The following is a 15,398-nucleotide window of genomic DNA, read 5'->3' on the forward strand; positions in this document are numbered from 1 at the left end:
CTCCTGCGCGGAGGGGGCTCAGAACAACAAATAGCAAAGATAACGAACTGAGATCACGCACATGAAAACATTTTCTCTAAAGCCCCTGGCAATTGCGATGTCCGGGTTGACGTTGGCCTCCCTGAGCCAGATTTCCTTCGCACAAAACGATGAAGAGTCGGCAGACCCTATTGAAGAGTTGGTGGTAGTTGGCTACGCCAAATCAATTCAAAACAGCCTTGATACCAAACGCAATGCCGATACAGTTGTACAAGCAATTTCTGCCGCTGACCTGGCCGGTTTACCGGATGTCTCTATTGCTGATGCGCTGGCGCGAGTGCCGGGCATTACGGTTACCCGGTCAGGCGGACAGGCCAGTACCATCCAGGTGCGTGGTATGGGTGAAGGTTTTGTGTTTTCTACCTTAAATGGTCGGGAGCAGGTATCGCCTAACGGTACGCGGGCGATGGAGTTCAGCCAGTTTCCATCAGAGCTGATTCAATCGGTGGAAGTTTATATGTCTCCCAAGGCATCCCTGATCGAAGGGGGGGTTGCGGGCTCCGTTGAATTAAAAACAGTGAATCCACTGGATATGACCGAAGATCAGCGCTTTGTAATCGGTGTACGCGGCAGCTACAACGATCAGGCGAGTGATATCTACGGTGCGGAAGCCTATGGGCAACGTTACACCTTGTCGTTCCAGAAAAAATTACTGGATGACACATTAGGTGTTGCCTTGGGTTATGCGCGCCTCGTACAACCGCGCGCAGCGAGTCGATTCGAGCATTACAATTACGAAGCCACGCCACTATCGCTGATCAACGACGCTGGCGTTAATATTCATGTCGTGGACGAAAATTTTAACCAACTACCTACGGAGGACCGGCCGTTCAATGTCGCCATTAGCGATGGCTTTGAGTTATTTCAAACTGGTGGCGAAGAAGTGCGAGATGGTTTTGTGGGTGCATTGCAATTTGAGCCTAATGACAACTGGAGTATTCAGTCCGATGTCTTTTATTCCAAGTTTACTTCGGACAGTTATTCGCGCGGATTCCGTGTACAGCCGTTGCGCAACTCTACCATTACCAATGTCGTGTTGTGGAACAACAGCGCTGTGGTGGGCGGTGAATTTGGTGTAAGTGATCAGAGCCCCACATCATTTGATTTGCAAGTGAACAGTAATGACGTAACCCTGGAAAATGAACTGATTGCAGGTGGTTTCAATGTGGAGTGGCGCCAGGATGCGTTGACGCTGTCGTTGGACTTGTCTCATTCTGAAGCATCCGGCGTGCAGGCGGATGGCGTGGTGCGCGCACATATGTACCGACCGATAGAAGATCCTGTACCGGGTCTTGATCCTTACGAGCGTGACCCTGACCAATCCATGGTTTACTTGCTGGACGGTATTGATTTACCCAGTGTGAATTTCAGTCGTAATTATGCTGAGTATGATTCCAATGGCGTCAGTAATTTGCGCATGACAAACTATGAGCGCTACCCGCGTATCAACGATGATGTCATTAGTGCAGTACGTATGGATGTGGAATATGAATTTGATATGCCGGTGATACGTTCGGTGGAAGCTGGCGTGCGTTACTCGGAACGCAATCACCAGGATCAACGCCAGGTATTTGTATACGGTGACGGTGCAGCGGGTACCATTGATACGGATTTCTCACTGCCGATTACTACGGAAAATTCTGACATTGTGGAATGGAAAGGTGATTTTGACCGGTTTCCTTCATTCCTCGCCATTGATGGTGATGCCATCATCCGTGAAGCCCATGCAAACGGTTTGGTCTTGACCGGTGTGCCGGATTTTTCCGATGTCGAAGCTGTTCCCCGCTCACTTGAGCCGGCTGCGCGATGGGGAGAAGGGCGTGATTGGTCAATGAAACAACGCTCCGATATTGATGAAAATATCACAGCACTGTATCTCCAGGCCAATATTGAAACCAGCCTGTTCGGTAAAGACCTTACCGGTAATATCGGCCTGCGCCATGTACGCACAGATCAATCCAGTGTAGCGCTGGTTAATGTGAATGGCAGCGTGGAAAACGGCGCAGTAGAAATTTGTGATGAAGTAGGTGAGTGCAGAAGTGAATTTGCTTATCAACGATTAGGTATTGAGTACAGCGATAATTTACCTTCGCTGAACCTGAATTATCAATTGGCAGAAAACGATCAACTTCGTTTGGCTCTCGCGCGCGTACTGTCGCGGCCGCCCATCGCACGGCTTGCAGCTCCGGACTCCGAGGGTACGGTGACGGTTCAGGCTGGTGATATTCCCACATTTAATTACGGTTCCAATACGTCGCCTTTCCTGCGTCCATTTATTGCTGACCAGATAGACATTTCCTACGAACATTATCTGCCTGAATACAACGGTGCATTTGTTATTGCCGGTTATCATCGTGAAATTAAATCGTTTATTCAGGATATCACTTATCAGGATTTCGACTTCAGGGCTGCGGGATTCGATGTGCCTGATACCTGGATTATTACCGACCAAGGTGGCGTGGACGTTGAGGTACCGGTAGAGAATGGTGATTATTCAACATCAATCAATAATCTGGACGGCGGTTTTATTCGCGGGATTGAAATTTCTTATACCCAAACCTTCAATTTCCTGCCTGACTTGTGGTCCGGTTTGGGTGTCAGCACCAGCTACTCCCTGACCGACAGTGAAATCAATGTGAGCAACCCATTAGAAGGAATTGAAACGGCAGGTACGCTACCGTTTCCCGGTCTGGTAGAAAAGTCAGCAAACTTTACGGTGTTTTACAGTTATGAAAACTTCGAAACCCGGTTGTCAACAACGTACCAGGACTCTTTTGTTGGTGAGACCCGTAACGTCAATCTCCAGCCCATTGTCTACGCTCCAGAGACATTGCTGGATTATCAGGCATCCTACAAATTTGATAATGGGATAGATGTGATATTTTCAGTAAGTAACCTGACTAACGAGCCTAATAGAAGCTATATGTTTGACGAAGAACTAACCAGGACATTGCAGTGGTTCGGAAGAACGTTTTACCTGGGGGCAAATTACTCATTTTAATTGTCTTGAAGTGTTGTGCCGCACAGACAACTGTGCGGTTTTTTTATGAACGCGTCGGTTGACGATTATCACGTCAGCTAATAACTATTCCGCTTTTCCATTTCCACTCTTATTAATTAATATCCTGTTGATTACCCATAATGCAGCTAAGCTCAGTAGAAAGCCCCGTTTGGGAATAAATGTCTGGAACGGCAATGCATACGTATGCGAACCGTTGAATACGTATGCACGCTATTGTGGGCATTAGCGCCACGACTTACTATCCTCCAGAGGACAGAACAACTCTGTTTATGCAGCTGGCACAGGTTATACAACAGGCATAACAATCGCCGACAACATGTGCCCATAAAAAATAATAGTAATACCTCCACGGAGAGTCATCATGAAAAAGCGCACTTTCAATCACGCATTGGCGTTAATGTCTACCATGGCATTGGTGTCAGGCTCAGTTAATGTCTACGCCCAAGCCGAGGATGCCGCACCCATTGAAGAAGTGGTTGTGACCGGTTTCCGGGCCAGTTTGCAAAATTCTATTTCTGCCAAGCAGAAGGCCACGTCCATTGTTGATGCTGTATACGCAGAAGACATTGGTAAATTACCGGATACCAGTATTGCTGAGTCGCTAGCGCGGCTACCCGGTTTGGGCGGTGAACGTCGCGACGGCCGCACCAGTGGTATTTCTGTTCGTGGTTTTAATGAAAACTACGTAGCGACGACGATGAATGGTCGCGAAATTTTAGGTATTGGTGACAACCGCGGCGTTGAATACGATTTATACCCATCCGAAATTATTTCCGGTGCCATGGTGTACAAAACACCTGATGCCAGTTTGGTTAACCAGGGGTTAGGCGGTACTGTTGATTTACAGACTCTTCGCCCATTGGAGAAAGACCGCATTATCGGCATTACCGGCAGTTATGAAATGAACGAGTTGGAATCATCCAACCCGGATTATGATGATACCGGCCATCGGTTAGCATTTACCTATTCGGATAAATTTGCCGACGATACCATCGGCGTAGCGCTTTCAATTGCGACTATGGAATCGCCCAGTCAAGAAGAACAATTTCGTGCGTGGGGTTACGCAGACCTTGATAATGAGGGACCCGGTGAAACGGTTGCTTTAGGCGGTCACGATTCTTACGTTCGTTCATCTATGATGGAGCGTGATACGTTTTCTGGCGTTGTGCAATTCGCACCAAATGATCAATGGACATTTACATTAGACGCGCTGTACATCGATTTTACCGACTCCAAAGTATTTCGCGGTATGGAAGAGGGGACGGTATGGGGTGGTGGTGTAACAAACGTTCACTCAACGATTGAGGACAACCTGGTTACCAGTGGTGAATGGAATGGTTTTCACAGTGTTATTCGCAATGATGGCGAAGTAAAAGACGGTGAACTGACGACGTTTGGATTCAATGTTGAATATCAACTTTCTGATAGCTGGAAACTAACATTGGATGCAGCGACCGGCGAGTCATCAAAAGATTTGTTGAATGTCGAGAGCTACTCCGGTGTTGGGCGTGCAGGTACTGCTTCCCAGGGTGATCCTGCAGCACGATCTTATGTACTGTCCGCCAATGGTGTGCAATACGGACCTCATTCCACGATCTCTATGCCCGACTACTCCAACCCGGCAAATATTCGTTTAGCTGGACCCCAGGCCTGGGGTGGCGCTATAGCGCAGGTGGTTGGTCAAAACAACGCACAAGACGGCTTTGTTAATAATCCGCTGTTTGAAGAAGATCTGGATACATTGCGTTTGCAAGCTGAAGGCGAAGTTGATTTCTCTATCATCAACAGCGTTGAGTTTGGTGTTAATTACTCTGATCGCAGTAAATCTAAAGTTAACTATGGTTCATTCCTGATCGCACCAGGATATTTTGCCGCTGATGGGGTTACGGTTGCAGGTGGCGATATTGCAGTGCCTGCGGATTATATTGTAGGTGCGGCAGATCTCAGCTTTTTAGGGTTGGGCAGTGTCCTGGCATATGACGGTATTGGTTTGTATAACGACGGTATTTATCGTGAAGTGGTCGCTGATCAATACGAGCCTTCACGTTTAGGTGATACCTATGAGGTCACCGAGAAAGTGACCACGGGTTATGCCATGGCGAACTTTGAGTCGGGCATTATCTCCGGTAATCTGGGTGTGCAAGTTGTTCATACAGACCAAACTGCAACCGGCTATGACGCTTATACCGGTGAGGAAGGTACTGTTGTTGCGACGCCGGTTTCAGATGGCGACAAATACACGAAAGTATTACCCAGCCTGAACATGAATTTCCAGGTAACCGACGATCAGGTGGTGCGTTTTGCTGCATCGAAAACTGCATCGCGGGCGCGTATGGATTCCATGAAGCCGGGTGATACGATCAACTTCAGTTTTGATGCAGCGCGCCGTGGCAGTTCCGATCCTGACTTCAGTGCATGGGATGCTTCATCGGGTGATGCAGCCTTGAAGCCGATTGAGGCTGTTCAGGTGGATCTTGCCTACGAATATTATTACGCAGAAGACGGCCTTGCATCGGTTGCTCTATTCCATAAAGACATTCAGAACTGGCATGTTAACAACCGGACATTGACGGATTTTTCTGATTACGTCATCGCTGGCTACCACGATGCAGATATTCCTGAGCTGGTATCAACCACAGGATATACCACAGCAATTGCTGAAGCGGGTGATGGCTACGTAACGGGTGCGGAATTTCAGTTGAGTTTACCCTTCCACTTGTTCAGCGATGCTTTAGATGGATTGGGTTTAACCACCAGCTATACATTGCTTGATGGTGAAATCGAAGTGGACGGTGCCAAGCAAGAAATTCCGGGCTTGTCTGATGAAATGTACCAATTGACCGTTTACTATGAGAAAAATGGTTTCGAGTTCCGTGTGAGTGGACGCAAGCGTGATGAGTTCCTTACCGAAGAACGCGGTGTCAGTCTTTCATTGGTGCCAATCACGGATCGCGGTGCTGAGTTGTGGGATGCGCAAGTCGGTTACAACTTTAGTGAAAGTGGTATTCGCGGATTGGAAGGGCTGACAATCACCTTGCAAGCGCAAAACTTCACCGACGAAGATACCGTAACTGCTGATGCCGATGATCCGCGTCGCGTCAGCAAGTACCAACACTTCGGTGCTAACTACTTGTTAGGCTTCAACTACAAATTCTGATAGCGCTTATTGCAAGTCGGTAAAAATTGGCCCTGTCAGTGACAGCTGACGGGGCTTTTTTTCAGGTTGGCCATGATGAAAAATTTTATAAAAAAAGTTGTCATTGTTGGCGGCGGCACGGCGGGTTGGATAGCGGCGGCGTTGCTGAGCAAGTTAATGGGTAACGCGTTAACCATTGAGCTGGTTGAGTCCGATGCAATCGGCACGATTGGTGTTGGTGAAGCGACCATTCCACCGATTCGTCATTTGAACGAAGCGCTCGGCATTGACGAAGCGGATTTTATGCGCGAAACCGGCGCGACGATCAAGCTGGCTATAAAATTTGAAGGATGGCACAGGCCGGGACAGGATTACTTCCACGCATTCGGCGCTGTGGGACAGGATTTTGCTTTTTGTCCGTTTCATCATTTTTGGTTGCGTGCGCAGCAGACCAATATTCATTCGGAACTCTGGGATTACAACCTGAATTATCAGTGTATTCAGGCTAATAAATTTGCGCCGGTGTCCACCAAAGACCCCAACCTTGAAGTGCCTTATGCCTATCATTTTGACGCAAGCCGCTACGCGCTTTATTTGCGGCGCTATGCAGAACAGCGCGGTGTAAAACGTGTCGAGGGAATGGTAGAGCAGGTACAGCGCGATACAACTTCGGGAGATATTGCGCAGCTGATCTTGAAAGATGGAACAGTTCTCGCCGGTGATTTATTTCTTGATTGCTCCGGATTGCGCGGTTTGTTAATTCACGAAACGCTTGGTACGGCGTTTGAAGACTGGAGTCATTGGTTGCCCTGTGACCGTGCTGTGGCTGTGCCATCGGAGCCTCTGACAGCAGCTTTGGCTTATACGCGCTCTATTGCACATCCCATGGGTTGGCAATGGCGGATTCCCTTGCAGCATCGCAATGGGAATGGTTTGGTTTACAGCAGCCGGCATTGTTCCGACGACGAAGCCGCTCATCAACTTTTAACACAGCTTGATTCCACGGCTACCGATGAGCCTCGTTTGATTCGATTTACCACGGGGCGGCGAGTAGAAAACTGGCGTCACAATGTGGTGGCTATCGGTTTATCCAGCGGCTTTCTTGAACCCTTGGAGTCCACCAGCATTCATCTCATCCAGTCCGCCGTTGTGCGGTTACTCAAGCTGTTTTCGCGTCAGCGAATTGAACCGGCTACCGTTGCAGAATACAACCGTCAGTCCGCACTTGAGCTTGAGCAGATACGGGATTTTATTATCTTGCATTATCACGCGAACCAACGGGTTAATGATCCTTTTTGGGATGAGCTGCGGCATATGAAAATCCCCAACAGCCTTGCGCAGAAAATCCATTTGTTTCAGCAAACCGGTGCGCTGTTTAAAACCCAGGATGAGTTGTTTGTTGAATCTTCCTGGTTGCAAGTGCTAATAGGGCAAGGTGTTGTGCCTCAGGACTACCACCCGATGGCAGACCAGGTGACAGAGGCGCAATTGCGTAGCCTGCTGAACAACATGAAGAAAATCAAACAGGCACCGCTGCAACAGATGCTAGATTACCGCGAATTTTTGGCACGCATCAACAATAAATAAATATCCATGGAGCTCATATGAAGTCAATCCTGATTGCCTGGGTCATGCTGTTGGCTATACCCGTTTCCGCGCAACAATATGCTATCCAGCATCTGGAGCCCGCTAATTGGTGGGTGGGCATGCGCTACCATCAGGTAGAGATTCTGGTCCACGGCGAGGATATCAGCGAGCTGACGCCGGGCATAAATTATCCCGGGGTTACCTTGGTTGAAACCAAGAAAGTTGATAACCCTAATTACCTGTTTATCACCCTGGATATTTCTCCTTCCGCCCAGGTGGGACAATTTGCGATTGATTTCACACAAGGTGGAAAAACCCGCGTAAGTACAAATTATGTGTTAAACGCGCGTGAAAAAAATTCGGCGCAACGGCGCGGCTTTGACAGTTCGGATGTTATCTACCTGATTACGCCGGATCGTTTCGCCAATGGTGATCCGCGCAATGACAGCCTCGCGCAACTGACAGAAAAAGCGGATCGCAAGAATCCGGGTGGGCGTCACGGTGGTGATATTGCGGGCATGATACGTCACCTCGATTACATCGCCGATATGGGCTTTACGCAAATTTGGCCCAACCCCCTGTTGGAAAATAACCAACCGGCTTATTCCTATCACGGCTATGCCGCCACCCATAATTATTTAATCGATCCGCGTTTTGGCAGTAATGAGGATTTCAAAAAATTTGTAACCGAGGCGCGCAAAAAAGGCATCGGTGTTATTCAGGATATTATCCTCAACCACATCGGTTCTGAACATTGGTGGATGAAAGATTTACCATCACAGGATTGGTTGAACAACCCGCAAACTTACGTTGAAACCAATCATCGCCGCACTACTATTCAAGACCCCTATGCAGCACCAGCAGACAAAGCCCAATTTGTCGGAGGCTGGTTTTCGCGTGCTATGCCGGATCTGAACCAACGCAATCCGCTGGTGGCACGCTATCTGATTCAGAACACTTTGTGGTGGATCGAGTACGCCGGCTTATCCGGTATTCGCGAAGATACTTACGGTTACGCGGATGAAAAATTTCTTACAGCCTGGGCCAAAGCGGTCATGGAAGAATACCCAAACCTGAATATTGTCGGCGAAGAGTGGAGTAGTAATCCCAATATCGTTGCACATTGGCAGAAGGGTAAAGATAACCCTAGCGGTCATGTGCCCTACGCACCGAGTATGATGGACTTTGGGATTCACGATGCGCTACGTATTGCACTGTTGGAGAAAGAAGGCTGGGACACCGGCTTGATTCGTTTGTACGAAACGCTGGCCAATGATTTTATTTATCCCGATCCATACAATCTGGTGATCTTTCCGGAGAATCACGATACGTCGCGCATCTACAGTTTTTTGCATGAAGATGTGGACCTTTTCAGGATGGCTATGGTGTATATGGCTACCATGCGGGGTATCCCGCAATTCTATTATGGCTCGGAAATTTTAATGACCAGCCCGCGCGAGCGCGACGATGGTGCGGTGCGCGCCGATATGCCCGGCGGCTGGCGTGGTGATGATAAAAATGCTTTTACTGGAAAAGGCTTGAATAAAGCGCAACGGGACACCCAGGCATTTATTAAGCGCTTATTGAACTGGCGAAAAAACGCAACGGTAGCCCACAGCGGGAAACTGCAACACTTTGCACCCATTGACGGCGTCTATGTTTATTTTCGTTACGACGACGAGAACACACTGATGGTCGTCTTGAATAAAAATGACACGGAAGTAACGCTTGACCTCAAGCGCTTCAACGATTTTATTGCCGACAATGCATCGGGTATAGATGTGCTGACGGGGAAGAAAGTTAATCTGGCATCCGGCCTGACGCTGGGGAAAAAATCCTCGACGATTATTGAGCTTCGTTAATTATTAGTGAAAGCCTGTGGAGAACACCATGACGATAAAAGCAACTTTCATAGGGCGCAGCATCCTGCTTTGTTCAGCATTGATAAGCCTGAACCTTGCAGCGGAAACGCTTAAGGTCGCATCACCTGACGGCAATATTGTCTTCCATGTCAGTGATGACAATGGCCTGCCGGGTTACCGGATCGACTTTCGCGGCAAGGAAGTCATTAGCCCGTCTGCATTGGGGCTGGAGTTCAAAGGGGTAGAGGGCTTTGTTCGCGACCTGAAGATTACCGACCACAAAAAAACGCAGCAGGATTCTACCTGGGAACAACCCTGGGGCGAACGGCGCCTGGTACGTGATCAGCACAATGAACTGACGGTGACCTTTGCGCGTACCGAGAAAAAATCTTCCAATCATTTCACCCTGCGCGTGCGCGTATTTAACGACGGTATCGGGTTCCGCTATGAAGTGCCGCAACAGAAAAAACTGGCTGATAATCGCCAGGGCAAGATTGATATCATCGATGAAAAAACCACGTTCAGTTTGCCCACACCCGAGCAAACCAAAACCTGGTGGATTCCGTCGCGCGGCTGGAATCGCTATGAATATTTGTACAACACCACCATGCTCGATGTGGTGGATCGGGTACACACACCGGTTACTTTCAAATCATCCACGGGCGTGCACCTGAGTATTCATGAAGCCGCGTTGGTGGATTACGCAGCCATGACATTGGACCAACAGCGAAACGGTGTGTTGAAAGCGGATTTAACGCCCTGGTCGGATGGTGTTCGCGTGAAGACGCAGCTGCCTTTCAAAACACCCTGGCGCACCATTCAGATTGCAGCGGAGGCTACAGGCTTATTGAATTCTGATTTGATTTTGAATCTGAATGAACCGAATAAACTTGGCGATGTGTCCTGGGTGGAGCCGGGCAAATATGTCGGTATCTGGTGGGGCATGCATGTGGGAACTGCAACCTGGGGCTCCGGTGAAAAACACGGTGCAACCACCGCAGAAACCAAACGCCACATGGATTTCGCTGCACAGCATGGATTTTCCGGTGTACTGGTCGAAGGTTGGAACATCGGCTGGGATGGCGACTGGTATGCCAACGGCGACATCTTCAGCTTTACCAAACCTTATCCGGACTTTAATTTGCCGGAGATTACCGTTTACGGAAAATCCAAAGGCGTGCGTTTGATCGGCCATCACGAAACCTCTGGTGCGGTAACAAACTATAAAAACCAGATGGCTGATGCATTTGATCTTTATCAACAGCATAACGTTGCCCAGGTTAAGACTGGCTACGTTGCTGATGGCGGAAAAATAAAACGCATTGATGAACAGGGCATTGTGCGTAACGAGTGGCACGACGGGCAATTTATGGTGGGGGAATACCTGCGCTCAGTGACCGAGGCGGCCAAACGCAAAATCAGTATCAACACCCACGAACCGATCAAGGACACGGGCTTGCGTCGCACCTATCCCAACTGGATTGCACGGGAAGGCGCGCGTGGCCAGGAATACAACGCCTGGGGCTCGCCACCAAACTCTGCTGAACACACCGCTATCCTGCCGTTTACGCGTATGTTATCCGGCCCCATGGATTACACACCGGGTATTTTTGATCTTGCTCCTTACGGACTCGCTGCTGAAAACCGTGTGCGCTCCACCCTCGCAAAAGAATTATCGCTCTACGTCGTGCTGTACAGCCCGATTCAAATGGTGGCTGATCTGCTGGAAAATTATGAAAAACATACGGATGCATTTCAATTTATTCGCGATGTGCCCACCGACTGGGAGGAGAGTCGCGCGCTTGCGGGAGAAGTGGGGGACTATGTCGTGTTCGCACGCAAAGAACGCGCTGGTGAAGATTGGTACCTCGGTGCATTGACTGATGAGGACGCGCGCAAGCTCAGCGTATCGCTAGATTTTCTTTCGCCGGATAAAAACTACGAGGCGCAGATTTATCGCGATGGGCCAGACGCCGATTGGAAAACCAATCCGTATGCAATGGTTATCGAAAAGAAAACCATGAAGCGTGGCGATACACTGCAACTCGACCTGGCTACCAGCGGCGGTGCCGCGATTCGTTTTAAAGCGTTGGACTGATCGATGAAGCGTAAACATGTATTGCTAATTGGCGCTGCCCTTGCAGGACTCGGTGCTTGCACAACGCAAGCACCGCCGACGCAAACTCTGGCTGAACCGGCGGGCAAGCCAGTGGTGTATCAGGTATTTACCCGTTTGTTCGGCAATACCAATACCACCAATAAACCCTGGGGCACCATTGAAGAAAACGGTGTGGGGAAATTTAATGATTTTACCGATACCGCGCTGGCTGAAATCAAAGCCATGGGTGTGACTCACATCTGGTACACCGGTGTGCCGCACCATGCGGTGATTCGTGATTACTCCGCTTACGGCATCAGTAACGATGATCCGGATGTCGTAAAAGGGCGCGCCGGTTCACCCTACGCAGTAAAAGATTATTACAGTGTAAATCCCGATTTGGCCGTTGATCCGGAACGGCGCCTGGAAGAATTTCAGGCGCTGATCGAGCGCACGCATCAGCATGGGATGAAGGTTGTTATTGATATCGTGCCGAATCACGTCGCGCGCCATTATGAATCCCTGCATAAACCGGAAGGCGTGCAGGATTTCGGTGCTGACGACGATACATCAGTAGCTTACCTGCGTAGCAATAATTTCTATTATGTGCCCGGCGAAGCTTTTCGTGTGCCCGACCCTTTGGAAAATTATCGTCCCCTGGGTGGAGATGCGCATCCGCTCGCCGACGGAAAATTTACCGAAGTGCCCGCCAAATGGACCGGTAATGGTTCGCGTAAAGCCCAACCGCATTTTCACGATTGGTATGAAACCGTAAAGATTAATTACGGTGTACGGCCCGATGGCAGTTACGACTTCCCGTCATTGCCGGCAACCTACGCAGAAAAAAATTATCGCGCGCACGCCGCGTTTTGGGCCGATAAAGATGTACCCGATTCCTGGAAAAAATTTCGCGATATCACACACTACTGGTTGGACATGGGTGTCGAGGGTTTTCGTTTTGATATGGCGGAGATGGTGCCGGTAGAGTTCTGGAGCTATTTGAATTCGTCGATCAAATTAAAAAATCCGGATGCGTTTTTATTGGCCGAGGTCTACAACCCCAAGGAATATCGCAACTACCTGCATCTGGGCAAGATGGACTACCTCTACGATAAAGTGGAGTTCTACGATACGCTCAAAACCATTATGCAAGGCACGGGTTCTATCGACAGTCTGGTGGCGATCCAGGCGGGCCTGGCGGATATCGAAGCGCATATGCTGCACTTCCTGGAAAATCACGATGAGCAGCGTATCGCCAGCCCGGATTTTGCCGGCAGTGCAGAAAAAGGTAAGCCGGCGATGGTGGTATCGGCCTTGATCAGTCGTTCACCGACGATGATTTACTTCGGTCAGGAAGTGGGCGAAGACGGCATGCTGGATTCCGGCTTTGGCGATCCCTCGCGCACCAGTATCTTTGATTACGCCGGCGTACCCGCCCATCAGCGATGGATGAACGGCGGTAAGTTTGACGGCGGGCGCCTGAGTAATCAGGAGCAAGCCCTGCGTGATTTTTACCAGCGGTTATTGAATTTCTCAGCCCACAGCCCGGCGATGCGTGGCTCCTATCAGGAGCTTCACACCCACAATCGGGCGACCACGGCAGGCTACACAGAAGACGTCTTCGCCTTTGCCCGTTGGGCAGATACGCAAAAGTTAATCGTGATCAGCAATTTTTCCGCGACAGAAACGCGCGCCTTTAACCTGCAGATACCCAAGAGCCTGCTAACAACCTGGGCATTAGCGGTAGGGGATTATCCCTTGCGGGATCAATTGGGCGAACAGAAAACGCTGACACTGGCAGCTCGACAAACCCATGCCAGCGTGCCGGTCAGGCTGGCTCCGCTGGAGTCCCTGGTGTTAACAATCGGCCAGCCGTCTCATTGAGGCGGTGCCGATTAATTGTCCAATAAACCCGCCAACTGCGGTGAAATTGTGCAAAAAATACGTAAACCTCTCCCAAGCTTGCAGATCAGTACACTTTCTGCTTGACTCAGTAGTAACAGAACATTAGAAAGGCATCTTTACGTCTGCTGTTAGTTCAATTTGCTAATTAAATTGTTCATTGGGTTCCTCCGCGCAGTATCCTTCCGTCCGAACCCGGCAGTGTCATTCAGAGTGAGATCATGCAGCCCAAAGAAATCGTCACCCAATTTATCCAGGGAATAAAATCCCAACATTTTGATCAGGCCAAGCACTTGTTGCATGTTGACGGCTTCGAATACATCGGCCCGAACATGTACTTTACTGACCCGGAAGACATGCTTGCCTACCTCTTTGGTATGGCCGGTATTCAGAAGGATATTGTGGTGCGCGAGATCGCGGCAGAGGGCAATTCGGTGTTCGGCGTACTGGATTACAAGACCTACTTTGAGCCCATTGGCGATGTGCGTATCGCTATCTGGTGTACCGTCGATGGTGACAAGATTCGTAAGGTGGAAGGCTTCTACAACGCCGCCGTGGTCGAAAATATGCTGAATGTCGAAGGCCAGACCTTTCCCCCGATGCCGTAATGCCTTTATAGGTATTGGCTATCTAATCCATAACATCAATTGTCTTTAGCTTTTGCGGTGCCAGGCGTATTCTGGGTTCATCAAGTAACCCAAAAGGAGCAGGCACCATGGCCAAGACAATGACTTTCGCAACAATTCACTTCACCGTCGCTTTTTCGGTCGCCTACGCCCTGACAGGTGATGTCCTGGTGGGCAGTGCGGTGGCGATGGTTGAACCTGCGGTCAATACTGTCGCTTTCTACTTCCACGAGTTGGGCTGGAAGAAATTCGAGGCGCATAAACAAGTTCTACAACAATTTTTTGCTGAAACAGTTTAGGTTCCGGGCCTGTTAAATCGGCCCGGCCAAACACAGAATCCACAGGATGGGTAACCGGGGGAAAACCGGAGTGATTAACCACCACTCCGGTTTTTTTATTTGAAGAGTTATTGTCTTGGATCGGGCGTCATCCGCAGGTAAGGCTTGATGACCTTGTAACCTTTCGGAAAGCGCTGCTTGATCTCGTCCGGGTCTTGCAGTGCCGGGACAATCACAACATCTTCGCCCGGTTTCCAGTTGCCGGGTGTGGCTACCTTGTGATGTTCGGTCAGTTGCAGCGAATCAATCACGCGCAAAATCTCATCAAAGTTGCGTCCAGTACTAGCCGGGTAGGTGATGATCAAACGAATTTTCTTGGCCGGATCGATGATAAACAACGAACGCACCGTCAGTGTTGCGTTGGCGTTGGGGTGAATCATGTCGTACAAGTCAGACACCTTGCGATCCGCATCCGCAATGATCGGAAAATTAACGCGGGTGTTTTGGGTTTCGTTGATATCGTTTACCCAGGCGTGGTGAGAGTCGACCGGGTCCACACTCAGCGCAATGGCTTTTACGTTGCGCTTTTCAAATTCCTCTTTCAGTTTGGCGGTAAGGCCAAGTTCGGTGGTGCAGACCGGCGTAAAATCAGACGGGTGCGAAAAAAGTACACCCCAGCTATCACCCAGCCATTCATGAAACTTGATGACGCCAGCGGTGGATTCCTGTTCAAAATCCGGTGCGGTATCGCCTAATCGTAATGTCATAGCCATTCTCCTTTCCAGAACATGTGGGCACTTATCTTAAGTAGAAACCTAACCGCAGAGAAAGACTATTTTGCTCTTTGG

At 49.4% G+C, this 15,398-nt stretch carries 9 protein-coding genes; 8 read left to right on the forward strand and 1 reads right to left on the reverse strand.

Going from position 1 to position 15,398, the window contains the following annotated elements:
- The first annotated feature begins 61 nt into the window (after window positions 1–61).
- The 8 genes from CBR65_RS18455 to CBR65_RS18490 all read left to right on the forward strand — a co-directional run bounded on the left by CBR65_RS18455 (window position 62) and on the right by CBR65_RS18490 (window position 14,571).
- Window positions 62–3,040 (forward strand): TonB-dependent receptor, encoded by a 2,979-nt coding sequence (locus CBR65_RS18455; RefSeq protein ID WP_087468211.1) that lies wholly within the window; start codon window positions 62–64, stop codon window positions 3,038–3,040.
- A gap of 382 nt (window positions 3,041–3,422) precedes the next feature.
- On the forward strand, window positions 3,423–6,218 hold the full coding sequence (locus CBR65_RS18460) for a TonB-dependent receptor (protein WP_087468212.1): 2,796 nt from the start codon (window positions 3,423–3,425) through the stop codon (window positions 6,216–6,218).
- A gap of 72 nt (window positions 6,219–6,290) precedes the next feature.
- Window positions 6,291–7,784, forward strand: coding sequence for a tryptophan halogenase family protein (locus CBR65_RS18465; RefSeq protein ID WP_369825629.1), 1,494 nt, complete (start codon window positions 6,291–6,293; stop codon window positions 7,782–7,784).
- 17 nt (window positions 7,785–7,801) lie between these two features.
- On the forward strand, window positions 7,802–9,646 hold the full coding sequence (locus CBR65_RS18470) for a glycoside hydrolase family 13 protein (RefSeq protein WP_087468214.1): 1,845 nt from the start codon (window positions 7,802–7,804) through the stop codon (window positions 9,644–9,646).
- A 28-nt stretch (window positions 9,647–9,674) separates the two neighbouring features.
- Window positions 9,675–11,744 carry a glycoside hydrolase family 97 protein gene (locus tag CBR65_RS18475; protein WP_087468215.1) on the forward strand — a complete coding sequence of 690 codons (2,070 nt, stop codon included), beginning with the start codon at window positions 9,675–9,677 and terminating at the stop codon, window positions 11,742–11,744.
- Between the two features lie 3 nt (window positions 11,745–11,747).
- The gene (locus tag CBR65_RS18480) at window positions 11,748–13,628 is read left to right on the forward strand and encodes an alpha-amylase family glycosyl hydrolase (protein ID WP_087468216.1); all 1,881 of its coding nucleotides are present in this window, start codon (window positions 11,748–11,750) and stop codon (window positions 13,626–13,628) included.
- Between the two features lie 239 nt (window positions 13,629–13,867).
- Entirely contained in the window at window positions 13,868–14,254 is a 387-nt protein-coding gene (locus CBR65_RS18485; RefSeq protein WP_087468217.1) for a hypothetical protein, read from the forward strand.
- A 107-nt stretch (window positions 14,255–14,361) separates the two neighbouring features.
- Window positions 14,362–14,571, forward strand: coding sequence for a DUF2061 domain-containing protein (locus CBR65_RS18490; RefSeq protein WP_087468218.1), 210 nt, complete (start codon window positions 14,362–14,364; stop codon window positions 14,569–14,571).
- Window positions 14,572–14,678: 107 nt separating this feature from the next.
- Here the strand turns inward: CBR65_RS18490 and CBR65_RS18495 are convergent, their stop codons facing one another.
- Complete coding sequence (locus CBR65_RS18495; RefSeq protein WP_087468219.1) at window positions 14,679–15,317, reverse strand: peroxiredoxin; 639 nt, start codon at window positions 15,315–15,317, stop codon at window positions 14,679–14,681.
- Window positions 15,318–15,398 lie beyond the last annotated feature (81 nt).

Source organism: Cellvibrio sp. PSBB006 (genome assembly GCF_002162135.1).
Taxonomy (GTDB): domain Bacteria; phylum Pseudomonadota; class Gammaproteobacteria; order Pseudomonadales; family Cellvibrionaceae; genus Cellvibrio.